A 15768-nucleotide genomic window follows, 5' to 3' on the forward strand; every position below is an offset into this window, starting at 1 on the left:
CGCTGCCCGGACCCTGCTCCTGAGTGGCCGCCACCGTGCCGACGAGGACGACGCGCCGGTGACCCGCCGGCAGAGCGGCATCCTGCGGCTGGCCCGCCGGGCGGGCTGGAGCGTGGTCGACCAGGCCCTGTCCAGTCTCGGGAGCCTGCTGCTGTCGGTGATGGTCGCCCGCGCGGTGGACGCGCACGCCTTCGGTGCCTTCACCGTCTCCTTCGCCGTCTACTCCGTCGCCGTCCTGGTGTCCCGGGCGCTGGTGAGCCAGCCGCTGACCATCACCTTCGCCGGGGCCGACCCGGCCACCTACCGGGTCGCGTCGGGCAGGTCCACCGGCGCAGCTGTCGTGGTGGGCATCGCCGTGGGGCTGGTCGTGCTGCTGGTCGGGGTGCTGATCGGCGGGCCCGTCGGGACGGCGCTGGGGGCGGTCGCCCTGGTGCTGCCCGGCCTGCTGGTGCAGGACGCCTGGCGGGTCGCGTTCCTCGCCGGTGGCCACGCCGAACGGGCCGCCCTCGTCAGCGCGGTGTGGATCGCCCTCCAGCTCAGCGCCGTGGCCGCGTTGACCGCCGCCGGCGCGGGCTCCCCGGCTCCCTACCTGCTGGCCTGGGGTCTGGCGGCTGCCGCGGCCGCGGTGCTGGGCGCCGTCCGCGGGGGCACGCGCCCGCTGGTCACCCAGACCCGGTCGTGGGTCCGGGAGAACTGGCAGCTCACCCGGTTCCTCGTCCTGGAGTCGCTGCTGGTGCAGGGCGCCTTCCAGGGCATGCTGCTGCTCATCGGCGCGTTCGGCGCGCTGAGCGACGTGGCGGCCATCCGCGGGGCCAACGTGGTCGTCGGGCCGGTGTCGCTGCTGGGCATGAGCGCCACGGCGTTCGCGGTGCCCGAGCTCGCCCGTCGTGCGCACCTGCCCGGGCGGACCAGGCTCCTCGCCGGCGTCGGCATCAGCGGCGTGCTCGCCGTGGTCGCACTCGCCTGGGGCGCCGTCGTCCTGCTGCTGCCCGACGTGGCCGGGGTCGCTCTCCTGGGTGACTCCTGGCCCGGGGTGCGCGCGGTGCTGCTCGCCACGGTCGTCGGGCAGCTGATCAACATCAGCTACTCCGGCGCCACCTACGTCGTCTACTCCACCGGTGCCACGGCGGTCGCCATGCGGATCAACGCCCTCGTGTCCGTGCTCCTCGTGGTCTTCGGGCTCACCGGACTGGCGCTCGGGGGCGCCGAGGGCGTCGCCTGGGGCATCGCCGCGACGTACGCGACGGTGCTGCCGCTGTGGTACCTCGCCGCCGCCCGCGTGACCCGCCGTCCGGCAGCCGGCCAGCCTCGTCCGGCGGGCGGCGAGCCGGACGGAGCAGCTGCCGGACCCGCCGTGGACGAGCAGTCACCGGCCGACGGACGCGGCCTCAGCGCGGGTCGGACGACGTCCGACTGAGCGCCGGACCCGCAGCCCGGGACCGGTCAGTCAGGGGTCAGCGGGTCGCCGGTCGGCTCACCGGCAGCTTCACGCGCTGGTGACCCGCGCGCTGTGCGGCGAAACCGGACTGCAGGGCGTCGGCCAGCGCGAGTGCGGGGTCGACCGGGGCGGGCGCGGTGCTCGTCATGGCGGCACGCTATGGCCGCGGCGCCGTCCTGCACCGGCGACACTCGGTCACTCGGCGTTACGAGATGGTGACGGGTGCACTCCTGTCACAGCGGGCGGACGATCTCCCAGCGTGGCGTCCAGCCAGGCGTCCGTGCGGCGGTCCCAGGTGCGCGCGCCTGCCCAGCCGATCCGGTCCGCGACCCAGCCGGCCGGCTCGTCGGCGGCGGCCTGCACGGCCTCGGCCATGGCGGCGGCGCCGTCCACCACGTAGGTGTGCGGCGGGACGTCGCTGCTGTGCTCGAGGTGGCCGGCGGTGGCGACCACCGGGACGCCGCGCGAGCAGTAGTCGTAGGTCTTCATCGACGACTGGCCCAGGGCGCGGCTGGCCACGTCGGGGATCAGCCCGACGGCCGCGGCGTCCAGCACCTCGGGGAGCCGGTCGCGGGAGAGCAACCCGGCGTAGCGGAACCGGCCGGGGAACTCGCGCTCCAGCCCGAGGAACTCCTCGGCCGCAGCCTGCGCGCGCAGCGGGAACACCAGCTGGCCGTGCACGGTGAGCGTCCAGTCCGGCAGGGCGGTGAGCACCGACCGCACCAGGTCGACGTCGAACCGCTCGGCGATGCTGCCCACGTAGACCGCCGACCGCGGCACCCGCTGGACCGTGCGGGGGGCGGTGAGCAGCTGCTCGTCGGTGCCGTTGGGGACGACGACCGGCGTGCGGCCGGGGAAGAGGTCGGCGAGCACCTGGTTGACCACCACGACCTCGTCGGCCTCGTCGGCGATCCGGCGGAGCTGGTCGCGCAGTCCGCGGGCCTGGGGGAGCAGTCGCGCCCAGTCGTCGGTGCAGTCGAAGACCACCCGGCCGCTCAGGCCGCGGGTGGCCCGCCACTCCCACGGGAACATGACGACGGTCAGCTGCTCGGCCCAGTCCGACCGGCGCAGGAACCGGTTGTAGAGGGCCGCGTCGACCCGCTCGGCGACCGGGCCGCGCAGTCCCGGCCGCAGGGTGGAGCGTTCGGAGACCTCGATGCCGGGGGCGACGGGGAGGAAGTGGCCGCGCCCGACGTGCCGGGTCCAGTTGCCCGGGTCGGTGGTGAGCCGGCGCCAGTCGCTGGGGGCCTGGACGAAGCGCACGGGCATGCCGCGGCGGACCAGCTGGGCGGCGATCATGTGCTCGCGACGGATCGCGGGGTTCCACGGGTCCTTGGCGAGGAAGCCGATCCCGGGGCGGGGGTCCGACGTGGTGTTCAGCGCAGGCCTCCGGAGGTCACGGCTGCACCCTAGAAGGAGGGCCCGCGGTGCGCCCCGGCAGACTGGTGGTGTGCGTCCGATCGCCGCGTCGTTGCCGGACGCCGTCCTCGTCCGGCTGCCGCTGCGCGCCAAGCGGGCCGTGCTCTACCGGCGGGCGCACGGCCGCTGGCCGGGCCGTCCACCGCGAACGTTCACCGAGAAGGTCAACTGGCGGGTGGTGCACGACCGCCGGCCGCTGATCGGGCAGCTGGGCGACAAGCTGGCGATGAAGGCCTACGCCGCCGAGGTGGTGCCGGCCGTGCAGGTGCCGCGCGTGCTGTGGACCGGCACCGACCTCGCCACGCTGGCCGACGCCGCGCTGCCCGAGCGCTGGGTGCTCAAGTCCAACCACGGCACCATGCGGGTGCACATCGGCACCGGGACGCCCGACGTCGGCGAGCTGCGGCGCCTCACGGCCGGCTGGCTGGACGAGCCGCTGTTCCGCGACCGCGGCGAGTGGGTCTACAGCCAGGCGCGCCGCCTGCTGCTGGTCGAGGAGTTCATCGGCGCGGACGGCGCCGTGCCCGCCGACCACAAGTTCCTCGTCTTCGGTGGCCGGGTGCGCCTCGTCCAGGTGGACACCGGCCGGTTCGGGTCCCACCAGCGGCGGCTCTACGGCCCCGACTGGCGGCCCGTGACGGTGACCGAGACCGTCGCCGCCGGGCCGGTCACCGCGCCGCCGGCCGGGCTGGCGGAGATGACCAAGGTGGCCGAGGCACTGGGCGCGGCCTTCGACTTCGTGCGCGTCGACCTGTTCGACGTCGACGGTGAGGTGTGGTTCGGCGAGCTCACGCCCTACCCCGGTGGCGGGCTCGACGCCTTCGACCCGGTGCTCGACGAGCAGCTGGGCCGGTGGTGGCGGTTGCCGGCGCGGTCAGCCGTGCGTGCGCGCCAGCAGGGCGTCCGCTGACAGGGTGTTGACCACCCGGTCGGCCGGGACGCCGCACTCGACGGCCCGGGTGCAGCCGTTGTCCTGCCAGTCCAGCTGACCGGGGGCGTGCGCGTCGGTGTCGATGGCGAAGTCGCAGCCCAGTTCCACGGCCTGGGTGAGGAGGCGCCGCGGCGGGTCCAGCCGCTCGGGGCGGGAGTTGATCTCCACCACGGTCCCGTGCTCGACGCAGGCCCGGAAGACGGCGTCGGCGTCGAACTGGCTCTCGGGCCGGGGCTTCTGGCTGCCGTTGCGCTGCCGGCGGCCGATGACCAGCCGGCCGGTGCAGTGCCCGAGGACGTCGGTGTGCGGGTTCTCGACGGCGGCGAGCATGCGCTCGGTCATCTGGGCGCTGGCCGCGCGCAGGTCGGAGTGCACACTGGCGACGACGACGTCGAGGCGGCCGAGCAGCTCGTCGACCTGGTCGAGGCTGCCGTCGACGTTGATGTCGCACTCGATGCCGGTGAGGACGCGGAAGGGCGCCAGTTCGGCGTTCAGCGCCGCGACGACGTCCAGCTGCTGCTCCAGCCGCTGCGGGCTCAGCCCGTTGGCGACGGTCAGCCGGGGGGAGTGGTCGGTGAGGGCGAGGTACTCGTGCCCGATGGAGAGGGCCGCCTCGGCCATGTCGCGGATCGGACTGCCGCCGTCGGACCAGTCCGAGTGCGCGTGCAGGTCGCCCTTGAGCGCGGCGCGCAGGGCTGCGGCCTCGTCGGCCAGCGGGGCGAGTTCGGCGTACGTCTCCTCCAGCCCGCGGAGGTAGGCCGGCAGCTCACCGCGGTGCGCCTCGACGACCACCGCGGCCGTCTTGTCGCCGATGCCCTTGAGCTCGGTCAGCGTCTTCGTGCGGACCCGCCGGTCGAGCTCGGCGTCGTCCAGGCCGGCGACCACGGCTGCCGCGGTGCGGAAGGCGTTCACCCGGTACGACGGCTCGCGGGCGCGCTCCAGGAGGAAGGCGATCCTCCGGAGCGCGCCCGCGGGCGGCAGTGGTGCAGTGCTCAGCGGCCGACCTTCTTGACCTGCTTGCTGGCCCGCTTCTGCGCCTTGGCGGCCTTCTTGGAGGCCTTGGTGTAGCTGGCCTCGGCGGCAGCGGCGGCGGCGGTGGCGCTGCGACGGGCCCACCAGCCGACCGACGGCTTGCCCTCGGTGTCGACGGCGGCGAGCAGCAATCCGCCGAGCATCGAGGTGTTCTTCAGGAAGTTGCTGGTCTGCCCGAAGCGCTCCTTCGGGTCCGTGTGCTCCCAGAAGCGGTGACCGGCCAGCGTGGTGGGCACCAGCGAGGTGGCCAGCACGAGGGCGGAGAAGCGCGGGAAGCGGCCCAGCGCGAACAGGGAGCCGGCGCCGACCTGGGCGGCGGCGTTGAACTTCACCCACTGCTCGACGTCGTGGGTGACCTGGACGGGGAGCTGCTTGTCGGCGATCTCGGTGAGCTGCTCGACGATCGGGGCAGCACCGGGCACGCGGCTCTGCGGGTGCCGGAGGGTGTCGATGCCCCCGTAGAGGAACGTGCCGGCGATCAAGGGCCGGGCGATCCGGCGGACCAACATGGAGATACCTCTTCCCATCGGTGACGTCTGCAGTGCGGTTCCCCGGTGCTGACCGGGACAACCTCCTGCTGAGTGACCGTAGTGAGAAGTGACGATCATCGCTGGGCGAGCGTCGGGCGCTGCTGCCGCCGTCGGGGTCGGGCCGGCGGACGACGGACCGTCAGAGGCTGGGCTGGGCGGTCCGCGCGCCGAGGACGGCGGCGACGGTCAGCTCCACCGGGAGGCCGATGAGGTGGTCGGTGAACGGCGCACGCGCGTCGGCCGTGCGGATGCCCCGCCCGACCACCAGCGCGAGCCCGGCGGAGGCGGTGACCCAGACGGCGGAGATGACGGCGATGACCACGTGTCCTGTCTAGTCGTCCAGGGTTGCGGTCCGATGCACGATCGTCCGGCAAGTCATGCCAAAGTCTGTGCTGCGTCTTGGGGTGTGACGTGGTCGCTCCACCGCCCGATCGACCAGGTGGCACAGTTCTTGCTGGTGGGTCGATCCGGTCAGTCGTAGGGGTTGGTCAGCACGGCGCGTGCCTCGCGGACGGTGAAGGTCGCCGGGGCGCCGTCCGTGGTGGTCGTGCCCGGGACGTCGGCTGCCGCGCCGCCGTCGACGGAGAACGTGCCGCCCCACGTGGTGGTGAGGCCGGCGGTGTACGTGCCGGCGGCGTAGTCGTGCGTGATCGTCTGGTCGGGGTAGGGCGCACCGGCGTCGGTGGTGATCAGCGTGGTGCCGTCGCCGGTGGTCCAGGCGAAGGACGTCGCCCGAGCGGTGATCGTGACGGCGAAGCCGCGGATGTCGACGGTGAACACCTGCGTCGTGGGGCTGTCGGTGAAGAAGATGACCGGCAGCCCGACGAGCGCCTCCCCGGGCGGCTGCTGGCGGGTGGTCAGCTGCGGCAGGGGGAGGGTCTGGAAGTAGCGGAACACCTCGTCCGGCGACGGCGGCGGGTTGAGGTCGGTGATGTCGACGCAGGCTGTCGCGAAAGGTAGCCACGCACCATAAGCCGACCCGACTTCGGCATCGGGTGGCGGTGGCGGTGCATCCTCAGGCTGAGCTCCCGGCTGCACCAGTCTTTGACGCTGGACAACGTAGTAGGTGATGACGCGTCCTTCGGCGACTGGGCACGTTTCGCCGCCAGGCTGGCAACCGCCCAGTGCTAGGTCGTCAACCTCGCAAGGTGTGCGGAGTCGCCAGGTATATAGGACTGGCCCGGTCGCCACAGCGCGTTGGGCGCTGTAATTTCCCGACTCGTCGGGGCCAACGATGTCTCCGGCTGTCAGGTTGACGGCGCCACCACTGAGTCCAGTCTCAGGAGTGCAGGAGAGGCCTCGGCAATCCGCAATGGCGGGCGCTGTGGCCCACGCCATGAATCCAAGGATGAGAGCGACCACCGCCAGTGGCGCGGCGGCTCGATGCCCTAGTTGACGTCCCACTGATTCAACACCCAGCTGTTGGTGGTCTCGTCCCATCCAAGCAGTGCTCCGGAACCGGAGCTGGTCCGCTCATCAAAGATCAAGCTTGGAATCGGTTGGCCCGTGGAGTCGATAACTGTGAGCGGTGATTGTCTGATCGATAGGACAGCCTCAACTACTGAGCCCTTAACAGGACTGCTATCCAGGTAGTCGACTGAGATTTGGCCACCGCGATATGAGTAGCCAGTTGCGGCATCCTGTCGAATCTCCTCGATGATCCGGTCGCAAGTGGCGCAATCTTGGCTGAACTGATCTAGGTAATCAGCATTCATAGAGGCCTGTGCGGCGCTGTAGAGCTGCATGTAGTAGCGGAGGAAAGCTTGTGCGCCAGCTTCGCTCTGCTGTCTTGCTTCCATAGGCATAGGAAGGTCAGGGGGACCCAGCGGCTGGAGGGTGTCGCTCGTCGGGGCAGCTGACGACGACACCGGGGGCAGGGTCTCGTTCGCCGTCTCTCCGCTCGAACAGCTCGTGAGCACCGCGATCGCCACGGCTGTCGCTGCAGCCGTTCGCCCCCACCGCATCCGTCGTCCTCCCGTACGTCCAGAAAGTCCACCGGACACTACGCAGCTCAGCGCCCTGTCCGCGTCGCCCGAAAGGCCGAACTGTGGACAGTCGAGTCCTGCCCCCGGTGGGGGGCAGGGCTCTGCTGTCAGCGCTCGCAGTAGACGGTCAGCCGCTGGCGCTTGCGGAACACGAACTCGGTCGCGAAGTCGCCGGTCTCCCCGTCGTAGGCCACCTGCTGCGGTCCCGACAGTGACCGCACCCGCAGCTCCGCGACCTGGAACTGCGCGTACGTGCGGCTGTGCTCGCTCACCCCGAACAACGTGGCCAGCACCGCCCGGGTGCGGCCGAAGTGGAGGTCGGCACGCAGGTACTGCACGTCCAGCAGTCCGTCCTCGAGCCGCGGACGCCAGGCCGGTGACATGCCGCGGGGCACGTAGACGCCGTTGCCGACGAACAGGATCCAGGCGGAGATCCGCTTGCCGTCGACCTGCAGCTCCACCGGCGACCCGTGCCGCAGCACCTGCGCCGCGGCGACGCTCAGCGCAGTCCACTTGCCCAGTCGCCCCGACAGCGCATCGCGGCGCTCGACCATCTCCGGGTACGAGCCGATCGAGGCGGTGTTGAGGAACGGGACGCCGTTGACCTCGGCGACGTCCACCTGCACGGCCGAGCCGTGCACCACCGCGGCCGCTGCCTCCCGCGGCGTGGCCACCCCGAGGTCGCGGGCGAAGTGGTTGAGCGTCCCGGCCGGCACCACGGCCAGCGGGAGCCCGGCCTCCAGCGCCACCGCCGCGGCGGCCGCGACGCTGCCGTCGCCACCGGCCACGCCCAGCGCCCTGGCCCGCCCCGACCGCACCGCCTCGCCCAGCAGCTCGCGCACGCCGGCGTCCTCGGTCAGCTCGAGCACCTCGGCCCGCGGCAGCAGCTCGGCGATGTCGGCGGCGGGGGAGTAGTCCTCGCGCCCGGACCGCGGGTTCACTGCGATCACCAGCCCCTCGCCCTCGGGCAGTGCCGGGGCGTCCCACGCCGTCCGGACCCGGGCCGGGTCGGTCGGGCGCACCCGCCACCAGTGCTGCGTGGCAGCGGCCACCGCGCCGCCGACCGCCATGCCGGCGAGCACGTCGCCCGGGTAGTGCACGCCGACGTGCACCCGGGAGTAGCCGACGCCCAGCGCCACCGGCGCGATCAGCGCACCGGCCAGCGGGCTCTCCATCGCCACGCCGGTGGCGAAGGCCGCCGCCGACGCCGAGTGGCCGCTGGGGAAGGAGAGGGTGTGCGGCGCGCGGCGCAGCGACCGGTCGGTCGCCACGGTGGTCAGGTCCGGCCGTACCCGGCCGAAGACCCGCTTCAGGACGACGTTGACCAGCGCGCTGGAGAAGGCCAGCGACCCCAGTCCCCGGACGGCGCCGCGCCGCTGCTGACCGCGCTGGAGCCCGAGCGCCAGGGCGAGGACCAGCCAGAGCTTGCCGTGGTCGGCGAAGGTGGACAGCCGGCGCAGCCAGCGGTCGACCCGCGTGGTGGGCAGTCGGCCGACGCGCTCGAGCAGCATCGCGTCCCAGCGGCGGGGTGAGGCCATGCGCGGACGCTAGTGGAGTCCCAGCGCGACGGGATGCGAGCGCTGGGACTCCACACCCCGAGGGGTCATGTGCGCTGGCGGGCCCGGTAGGCGGCGACGGTCGAGCGGCTGGAGCAGGTGTTGGAGCAGTACCGGCGGCTGGCGTTGCGCGAGGTGTCGACGTAGACGTTGCCGCAGCCCTCGGCCGAGCAGACCCCCAGCCGCTGCCAGCCGTGCTGCACGACCACCTGCGACAGGCCCATGGCCACCGTGGTCGTCAGCTGCTCGACCGCCCCGGCGTCGGGCCGGGCGTAGTGCAGGTGCAGCTCGCCGTCGTGGTCGGTGGCGTAGGGCCTGGGGGAGGCCAGGGCCAGCAGGGCGTTCAGCCGGGTCATCACCTCGGGCTGACTCCCGGCCAGGGCGACCTCGCGCACGAGGGCCGACGTCTGCCCCACCGCCTCGTCCTCGGCACTGGTCAGCTCCAGGGCCGTGCCCTCGGTCCACCACTCGTCGTGGGCGACCAGGAACGTGTGCACCCAGGTCGGATCGGCCCGGTCGACGTTCGCCAGGTCGATGGCCAGCTCGACGGCGTTCGACCCGTAGGTGTCGTAGTCCATTTGACTCCCTACCCTCGTGCTACCGTCGGGATGCTGTAGGGGGTCAACCGGTGTTGGACCCCTACGATTCCCCGTCTCGACTGTGCTGAAGTGAGTCCGTTCATGCGTTCCTACCTCGCCGTGTGGCAGCTGCCGTCTGCTCCGGTGCTGCTGCTGTCCGCCTTCGCCGGGCGACTGCCGTCTGCGATGGTGCCCCTGGCACTGCTGCTCATGGTGCAGGAACAGACGGGCTCCTACGCGATCGCCGGCGGCATCTCCGCCACCTTCGGCATCGCCACCGCGATGGTCGCGCCCGTGCTGGGTCGGCTCGCCGACCGCCGCAGCCCGCGCCCGGTCCTGCTCCTGCAGGCACTGGCCTACCCGCTGCTGCTGACCACCGTGGCCGTCGTCGTCCTGCGCGACGCCCCGGTCCCGGCGATGTTCGCCGCGGCCGCCGCCGTGGGGATGAGCACCCCGCTGGTCTCGGGCACCGTGCGCGCGCTCTGGTCCCGGGTCGCCCCGGAGGTCCGCCCCACCGCCTACGCCCTCGACGCCACGCTCACCGAGCTGGTCTTCGTCGCCGGCCCCACGCTGGTGGCCACCCTCACCTTCCTGCTGAGCCCGGCCGTCGCGCTGGCCGTCGCCGGCGTGCTCGGGATCGCCGGCGCGCTCGGTGTCGCCACCAGCGCGCCGATGCGGGCCTGGCGGCCGGTGGCCGCCCCCCGTCGCCGGCTCCTCGCCACCGTGACCCTGCCCGGCATGCCGCGCGTCCTGCTCAGCGGGACGGCGCTGATGCTCGCCGTCGGCGGTCTCGAGGTCGCCGTCCCGGCCTTCGCCGACGCCGCCGGCACACCGGGGATCTCCGGTCTGCTGCTGGCCGTCTGGGCACTGGGGTCCACCTTCGGCGGGCTCTGGTTCGGCGCCCGCGTGCTCAGCGCCTCGCTGCCGCGCCAGTACCGCTGGGGCCTGCTCGGCGTCACCATCGGCCTGGCCCCGCTCGCCGCGGTGTCCAGCCCGTGGGTCCTGGGTGCGCTGCTCTTCCTCGGCGGGACGGCGATCGCGCCGACGCTGACCGTGCAGAGCTCGCTGGTGGGCTCGATCGCCCCGGCGTCCGCGGTCACCGAGGCGTTCACCTGGTTGTCCACGGTCGCCTTCGGGGCCTCGGCGATCGGCGCCGCGGTGGGCGGTGCGCTCATCGAGGGCCGCTGGGGCGTGGCCGGCGCCCTCGTCATGGCCACCGTCGCCGCAGCCGTCGCGGTGGCGGTGACGCTGGTCCCCGGGCGGGGTCCGAGCCTGCCGGCAGCGCCCCGGCGGGACGTCGTCCATGCCTGAGTCGGTGCCCCGGCGCCCGGTCGGCCACCCCCGTGGAACCCGGGCGCCGGGCACTGGTAGCCTTCCTTCTCGGTGGTTCCGGGGAGACCCGGGCCCCGGGAGGCTTCGCCTAGTGGCCTATGGCGCCGCACTGCTAATGCGGTTTGGGTAAAACCATCCCGGGTTCAAATCCCGGAGCCTCCGCGCAACAACTGAACACGCACCCGTAGCTCAACGGATAGAGCATCTGACTACGGATCAGAAGGTTAGGGGTTCGAGTCCCTTCGGGTGCACGTCTGGTTGAGACAGCGAACGGCCCCGTACCTCTTCGTGAGGAGCGGGGCCGTTCGTGTTGTCGGGCCGTGCCCTCAGCGGCGGAAGCCGGCGACCTGTACCTCGCCGGTCGGGAACCGGGCCGCAGTGGCCTCGACCGAGGCGAGCGTGGCGGCGGCGCGCGAGCACGGGAAGCCCCAGCGCTCCTGCACGCGGCGGCTGGCCTCGCCCATCGCCTCGCGGGTGAGTGCGACGAACTCGCCCACCGGGTACGCCACCCCGGCCGTGAAGACGTCCTCGACCACGGTCGAGGGCGAGTAGACCCACTGCTGCGACCCGTCCGGCCAGCGGACGTCGAACTCCACCTCGGGCACGAACTGAGTGTGCGTCAGGGAGGTGTGTGGCGGGCGGGGGGCCGGCCCTGACGGTCTGGCCGCGTTGGTCGGTCCATCCCCAGGAACTGGATGGCCATGTGTACCGGCTTCCCCCACCCGCACCTCACTGTGACCCACGGCACACGTACGAGTCAAGGGGTCGTCGGCGTGCCGCGCGGGACGACGAGCAGCGGCACCGTCGCCGCCCGCAGGACCTTCGTCGCGGTCGACCCCACGAACACCCGGCCAGGTGGTCCGAGGCGCGAGGAACCGACCACCAGCACGTCGCCCGGAGCCCAGGGCACCTCGGCCACCGCCCCGGCCCAGCCGGCGCCGCGGGCCAGCAGCGTCCTCGGCGCCGGACCCGGCCCGGGCCAGTCCGCCACCACCTCGTCCAGCGCGCCCTGCACCTGCCCGGCCCACTCCTCGCTGACCACGTGCTCCAGCCGGTCCCCGCCGCCGGAGGGCAGCAGCGCCGCCCGCTCGGGCACGAAGGTGACCAGCCGGACCGGCACCCGCCACCTGTCGGCGAACCCCAGGGTCGCCGCCAGCGCCTCCGCCGACCGCGCCGTCCCGGCCCACGCACAGGTCAGCCGGGCCGGTGCGGCGTCGGCCGACCAGGCGCGCGGCGCCAGCGCCAGCGGCACCGGCGAGCTGTGCAGCAGCCGCTCGGCCACCGACCCCGCCGCGAAGCGCCCGGCCGGGGCCTCCGCCGCCGCGCCCAGCACCAGCAGCCGCGCCCGGTAGGTGGACGCCGCCTCGACCAGCCCCGCGGGCACCGAGGACGCCGGCACCACCGCCGTCCGGACGTCGTCGACCCCGGCCGCCCGCAGCGCGGTGAGCGCCTCGGCCTGCCGGGTCGCGGTCAGCGCTGCGCGCCACTGCAGGTACTCCCGGTCCAGCCGGGACGCGACCGGGGTGGCCGGGTCCGGCGGCACGACCGTGGTGACCACGACCGACGACTGCTCGGCGCGGGCCAGCCGCACGGCCAGCCGCAGCGCGGCGTCGTCCCCGCCGCCGTGCTCGGCGGCCTCCCAGCCCAGCAGGACGGTCATCGTGGCCTCCTCGGCAGCGGGGTGTCCCCAGCCTCTCCCGGCGGGCGCCGGGGAGCCACCGGGCGGCTCAGGACCGGCGTCGCAGCACCTCACGGGAGAGCTGGTCGACCGCGGTGTGGCCGGTCAACCCCAGGGTCAGGTCGAACTCGGCGAGCACGTCGTCCACCACCTGCCGGACGCCGTCCTCCCCGGCCAGCCCCAGGCCCCAGACGAACGGGCGGCCCAGCAGCACCGCGCGGGCGCCGAGCGCGACGGCGACCAGCACGTCGGCGCCGCTGCGCACTCCGCTGTCCAGCAGCACCGGCACCCGGTCGGCGACGGCGTCGACCACGTCGGGCAGGGCGTCCAGTGCGGCGATCGACCGGTCGACCTGGCGTCCGCCGTGGGTGCTGACCACCAAGCCGTCGACGCCCTCGTCGACCGCGCGCCGGGCGTCGTCGGGGTGCAGGACGCCCTTGAGCACGATCGGCAGCCGGGTGTGCTCCCGCAGGAAGGCCAGGTCGTCCCAGGTGATCGAGGGCCGGGAGTAGAGAGCCAGGAAGGTCTCCACCGCGACCCGGGGGAGCGGGGAGCGCAGGTTCTCCAGCAGCGGGCCGGGCCAGGCGCGGGCCATGCCGACCAGTGCGCGCACCGCGGCCGGGGTGGGCCGGGGCTGCGGGTCCCGCGGGGTGCTGGCCGAGGCGGCGACCCGCTCGACGACCAGCCCGCGGAACACCGGGTCGGAGGTGTACTGCGCGATCCCCTTGCCCAGGGCGAAGGGCAGGTGGCCGAGGTCCAGGTCGCGCGGGCGCCAGCCGAGCATCGTGGTGTCGAGGGTGACGACGACGGCCTCGCAGCCGCTGGCCTCCGCCCGGCCCAGCAGGCTGGCGACCAGCTCGTCGGAGCTCGACCAGTACAGCTGCATCCAGCGCGGCGCGTCGCCCATCGCCGCGGCGGTGGTCTCCATCGGCACCGAGGCCTGGTTGGAGAAGACCATCGGCACGCCCAGCTGGGCGGCGGCCCGGGCCACGGCCAGGTCGGCCTCGGGGTGCACGAGCTCCAGGGCGCCCACCGGACCGAGCAGCACGGGTGCGGGCAGTCGCCGTCCGAACAGCTCGACCGAGGTGTCCCGGGAGCTGACGTCGCGCAGCACCCGGGGCACCACCGACCAGCGGTCGAAGGCCGCCCGGTCGGCGCGCTGGGTGTCCTCGTCGCCGGCGCCACCGGCGACGTAGTCGTGGGCACGGGCGCCCAGCCGGCGTCGCGCCTCGCGGGCCAGGGCGCGGTAGCTGGTGGGCACGCGCGGGGTGTGGCCGTACACGCCGGCCCGGTAGACCGCGTCCTGCCGTCGCCGTCCCGTCCCGGCCGCTGAGCTCACGGGACCACCGTAGTGACGTGGGTCTCGCGGGCCCTCATGCACCTGACGGTGCGACACGCCCGTCGCGACACGCGCGCGACACGGAAGTGACTGGAGTGACGGAGCGGCAACTGAGCGCATGCAGCGGAGATGATCGGGGCAGTGCAGCCAGGGTGTCGGGGCAGTCGCCCTCCGGCTGGCGAGATCGGGGGTCCGCGGTGCCGACGTCGTACCCGCGTGTCCTGGTCGTCGCCGTCCTCTCGCTGGTCGCCGGCGGGGTCGCCCTCGCCACCCCCGCCGCCGCGATGGAGGACGCGCGCCGGCCCACCGCCACGGTCACCCACGGCCCCAGCTGCGGCCCCGACGTCGTCCGCGCGCTGGTCACCAACGGCACCCAGCCGCACCGGGTCGCGCTCGTGGTGAACGGTGGCGACGAGCAGGCCTCCGCGGTGCTCGCCGCCGGTCAGCAGGTCGAGCTGGTCAGCGAGCCGATCGGCTGGGGCGAGACCGTCGACGTCCAGGTCGCCGTCACGGCCGGCGACGGGACGCCGGAGACCCCGCTGGACCTGGAGACCTACACCCGGCCGAGCGCCGAGGACTGTGCGCTGGTGGCCGCGCCCCCGTCCGCGACCGGCACCGCCCCGCCGGCCACCTCGGCGGAGCCCGGGCCCGTCACCAGCGCGGGGCCGGAGACCACCCCGCCGACCACCGGCGCACCGGGCTCCCCGGGCGTACCGGCCACCACGGGGCCGGGCAGCTCGCCGTCGTCCGACCCGGCGACCTCCGCCCCCGGGACGACGCCCGGCAGCACGTCCGGCACCACGCCCGGGCCCACCGGTGGGACGCCGACGGGGACGCCGGACACGAGTGCCCCACCGCGTACCAGCAGCCCCGGCACCGCGAGCGGCCCGGCCAGCAGTGTCCCGGCCGCGAGCAGCTCCGCGGCCGCCGTCTCCCCGGGCGGTGTGGTGACCGTCCGGGCCACCGGTTTTACTGCCGGCGAGCCGGTGGCCGTGACGATCCCCGGCGTCGACGAGCCGCTGACCACCGTCACCGCAGCCGCCGACGGCAGCGTGGAGACCGTCGTCCAGATCCCGCGCGGCGCGGCCCTGGGCTCGACCACGGTGCAGTTCACCGGCAGCGACTCGGCCGCGACCGCCGGGCTGGACCTCGACGTGGCCGCCCGCGACGGGGTGGTACCGGAGAGCACCGGCTCACCGGCTGCGGTCGCCGCCGGACTGGCGCTGGTCGGTGCGGCGGGGACGCTCGGGTTGATGAGCGCGCGGCGCTCCCGCGGCCGGCACGCCGACGCCGACCGCTGAGCCGCCGGGCCACCCCGGCCACACCGGCCGGATGATCCGTACCGACATCCCGCACCGACACCCCGACGGAGACGTGGACCCGCTCATGGACCAGCACATGGACCGCCTGCACGACGGCGCGCCGCCCCGAGGCGTGCCCCGTGACGTGCGCGGCCTCGCTGCGGCCGGGCCCAGCGCCACCGAGACCTGGCTGCGCATCGTGCAGGTGCACGACCGCATCACCCACCGCGTGGACTCTGCCCTGCACCGCCAGCACGGGCTGTCGCTGACCGGGTTCGAGGTGCTGCGCCGGGTGGCGGAGTCGCCGGAGGAGTGGGCGTCGATGGGCGACCTGGCCGAGGCGGTCGGGCTGAGCCGCCCGGGCATCACCAGCACCGTCAACCGGCTCGTGGACGACGGCCTGGTCACCCGCGAGCGGCTGGGGGAGGACCGGCGGCTGCTGCACGCCCGGCTCACCGACTCCGGCCGGGAGCGGGTGCGCGCCGCGACGGCCACCCACGACGACCTGGTGGCCCACCTGCTCACCATGCTCGGCGACGACGCCCCCGTGGTCACCGACGCCCTGGCGCGCGTCTCCGCGGCCACCCGCCGCCCCCGCTCGTAGCGTCCGCCGTCCGCCGTCCGCCGTCCGCCGTCCGCCGTCCGCCGT

Annotated in this window: 17 protein-coding genes and 2 tRNA genes; 7 read left to right on the forward strand and 12 right to left on the reverse strand. The window is 74.0% G+C overall.

Going from position 1 to position 15768, the window contains the following annotated elements; translation table 11 throughout:
* The first annotated feature begins 58 nt into the window (after positions 1-58).
* The gene (locus GCU67_RS10060; protein ID WP_163611092.1) at positions 59-1417 is read left to right on the forward strand and encodes an MATE family efflux transporter; all 1359 of its coding nucleotides are present in this window, start codon (positions 59-61) and stop codon (positions 1415-1417) included.
* Positions 1418-1454: 37 nt separating this feature from the next.
* Here the strand turns inward: GCU67_RS10060 and GCU67_RS22415 are convergent, their stop codons facing one another.
* The gene (locus GCU67_RS22415) at positions 1455-1586 is read right to left on the reverse strand and encodes a hypothetical protein (protein WP_276508489.1); all 132 of its coding nucleotides are present in this window, start codon (positions 1584-1586) and stop codon (positions 1455-1457) included.
* 47 nt (positions 1587-1633) lie between these two features.
* Positions 1634-2737, reverse strand: a complete 1104-nt coding sequence (locus GCU67_RS10065) for a glycosyltransferase family protein (RefSeq protein ID WP_163611093.1) — start codon at positions 2735-2737, stop codon at positions 1634-1636.
* Between the two features lie 151 nt (positions 2738-2888).
* Between GCU67_RS10065 and GCU67_RS10070 the strand changes: the two genes are divergently transcribed.
* Positions 2889-3767 (forward strand): ATP-grasp fold amidoligase family protein, encoded by an 879-nt coding sequence (locus tag GCU67_RS10070; protein ID WP_163611094.1) that lies wholly within the window; start codon positions 2889-2891, stop codon positions 3765-3767.
* Here GCU67_RS10070 and GCU67_RS10075 read toward each other — a convergent pair.
* From GCU67_RS10075 to GCU67_RS10105, 7 genes are all read right to left on the reverse strand, one after another.
* Positions 3732-4784 (reverse strand): PHP domain-containing protein, encoded by a 1053-nt coding sequence (locus GCU67_RS10075; protein ID WP_246214924.1) that lies wholly within the window; start codon positions 4782-4784, stop codon positions 3732-3734. The two genes, GCU67_RS10070 and GCU67_RS10075, sit on opposite strands and share 36 nt — an antisense overlap.
* Positions 4781-5329, reverse strand: a complete 549-nt coding sequence (locus GCU67_RS10080) for a DoxX family protein (protein WP_163611095.1) — start codon at positions 5327-5329, stop codon at positions 4781-4783. The genes GCU67_RS10075 and GCU67_RS10080 overlap by 4 nt, the downstream gene beginning before the upstream one ends.
* A gap of 160 nt (positions 5330-5489) precedes the next feature.
* Positions 5490-5672: a hypothetical protein gene (locus GCU67_RS10085; RefSeq protein WP_163611096.1), complete on the reverse strand. Its 183-nt coding sequence runs from the start codon at positions 5670-5672 to the stop codon at positions 5490-5492.
* A 149-nt stretch (positions 5673-5821) separates the two neighbouring features.
* Positions 5822-6247, reverse strand: a complete 426-nt coding sequence (locus tag GCU67_RS21830) for a hypothetical protein (RefSeq protein WP_246214916.1) — start codon at positions 6245-6247, stop codon at positions 5822-5824.
* A gap of 491 nt (positions 6248-6738) precedes the next feature.
* Positions 6739-7281: a DUF6318 family protein gene (locus GCU67_RS10095; protein ID WP_163611098.1), complete on the reverse strand. Its 543-nt coding sequence runs from the start codon at positions 7279-7281 to the stop codon at positions 6739-6741.
* A 161-nt stretch (positions 7282-7442) separates the two neighbouring features.
* Positions 7443-8873: a bifunctional phosphatase PAP2/diacylglycerol kinase family protein gene (locus tag GCU67_RS10100; RefSeq protein ID WP_163611099.1), complete on the reverse strand. Its 1431-nt coding sequence runs from the start codon at positions 8871-8873 to the stop codon at positions 7443-7445.
* A gap of 65 nt (positions 8874-8938) precedes the next feature.
* Positions 8939-9469, reverse strand: coding sequence for a CGNR zinc finger domain-containing protein (locus tag GCU67_RS10105; protein WP_163611100.1), 531 nt, complete (start codon positions 9467-9469; stop codon positions 8939-8941).
* A 102-nt stretch (positions 9470-9571) separates the two neighbouring features.
* Here GCU67_RS10105 and GCU67_RS10110 point away from each other — a divergent pair, with 102 nt between their 5' ends.
* From GCU67_RS10110 to GCU67_RS10120, 3 genes are all read left to right on the forward strand, one after another.
* The gene (locus GCU67_RS10110; protein ID WP_163611109.1) at positions 9572-10780 is read left to right on the forward strand and encodes an MFS transporter; all 1209 of its coding nucleotides are present in this window, start codon (positions 9572-9574) and stop codon (positions 10778-10780) included.
* 98 nt (positions 10781-10878) lie between these two features.
* Positions 10879-10963, forward strand: a tRNA-Ser gene (locus GCU67_RS10115).
* Positions 10964-10979: 16 nt separating this feature from the next.
* Positions 10980-11052, forward strand: a tRNA-Arg gene (locus GCU67_RS10120).
* Positions 11053-11127: 75 nt separating this feature from the next.
* Here GCU67_RS10120 and GCU67_RS10125 read toward each other — a convergent pair.
* The 3 genes from GCU67_RS10125 to GCU67_RS10135 form a co-directional block, all read right to left on the reverse strand.
* Positions 11128-11406, reverse strand: a complete 279-nt coding sequence (locus GCU67_RS10125) for an MSMEG_0570 family nitrogen starvation response protein (RefSeq protein ID WP_163611101.1) — start codon at positions 11404-11406, stop codon at positions 11128-11130.
* A 152-nt stretch (positions 11407-11558) separates the two neighbouring features.
* Positions 11559-12461, reverse strand: a complete 903-nt coding sequence (locus tag GCU67_RS10130; protein ID WP_163611102.1) for a universal stress protein — start codon at positions 12459-12461, stop codon at positions 11559-11561.
* Between the two features lie 67 nt (positions 12462-12528).
* Positions 12529-13818 carry an alpha-hydroxy-acid oxidizing protein gene (locus GCU67_RS10135; RefSeq protein WP_338104912.1) on the reverse strand — a complete coding sequence of 430 codons (1290 nt, stop codon included), beginning with the start codon at positions 13816-13818 and terminating at the stop codon, positions 12529-12531.
* 197 nt (positions 13819-14015) lie between these two features.
* On the opposite strand from GCU67_RS10135, the gene GCU67_RS10140 reads away from it, so the two are divergent.
* Both GCU67_RS10140 and GCU67_RS10145 read left to right on the forward strand, forming a co-directional pair.
* Positions 14016-15119, forward strand: coding sequence for a hypothetical protein (locus GCU67_RS10140; RefSeq protein WP_163611104.1), 1104 nt, complete (start codon positions 14016-14018; stop codon positions 15117-15119).
* 97 nt (positions 15120-15216) lie between these two features.
* Positions 15217-15723, forward strand: coding sequence for a MarR family winged helix-turn-helix transcriptional regulator (locus GCU67_RS10145; RefSeq protein WP_163611105.1), 507 nt, complete (start codon positions 15217-15219; stop codon positions 15721-15723).
* Positions 15724-15768 lie beyond the last annotated feature (45 nt).

It is taken from the genome of Modestobacter muralis (assembly GCF_010682105.1).
GTDB classification, from domain to species: Bacteria; Actinomycetota; Actinomycetes; order Mycobacteriales; family Geodermatophilaceae; genus Modestobacter; species Modestobacter muralis.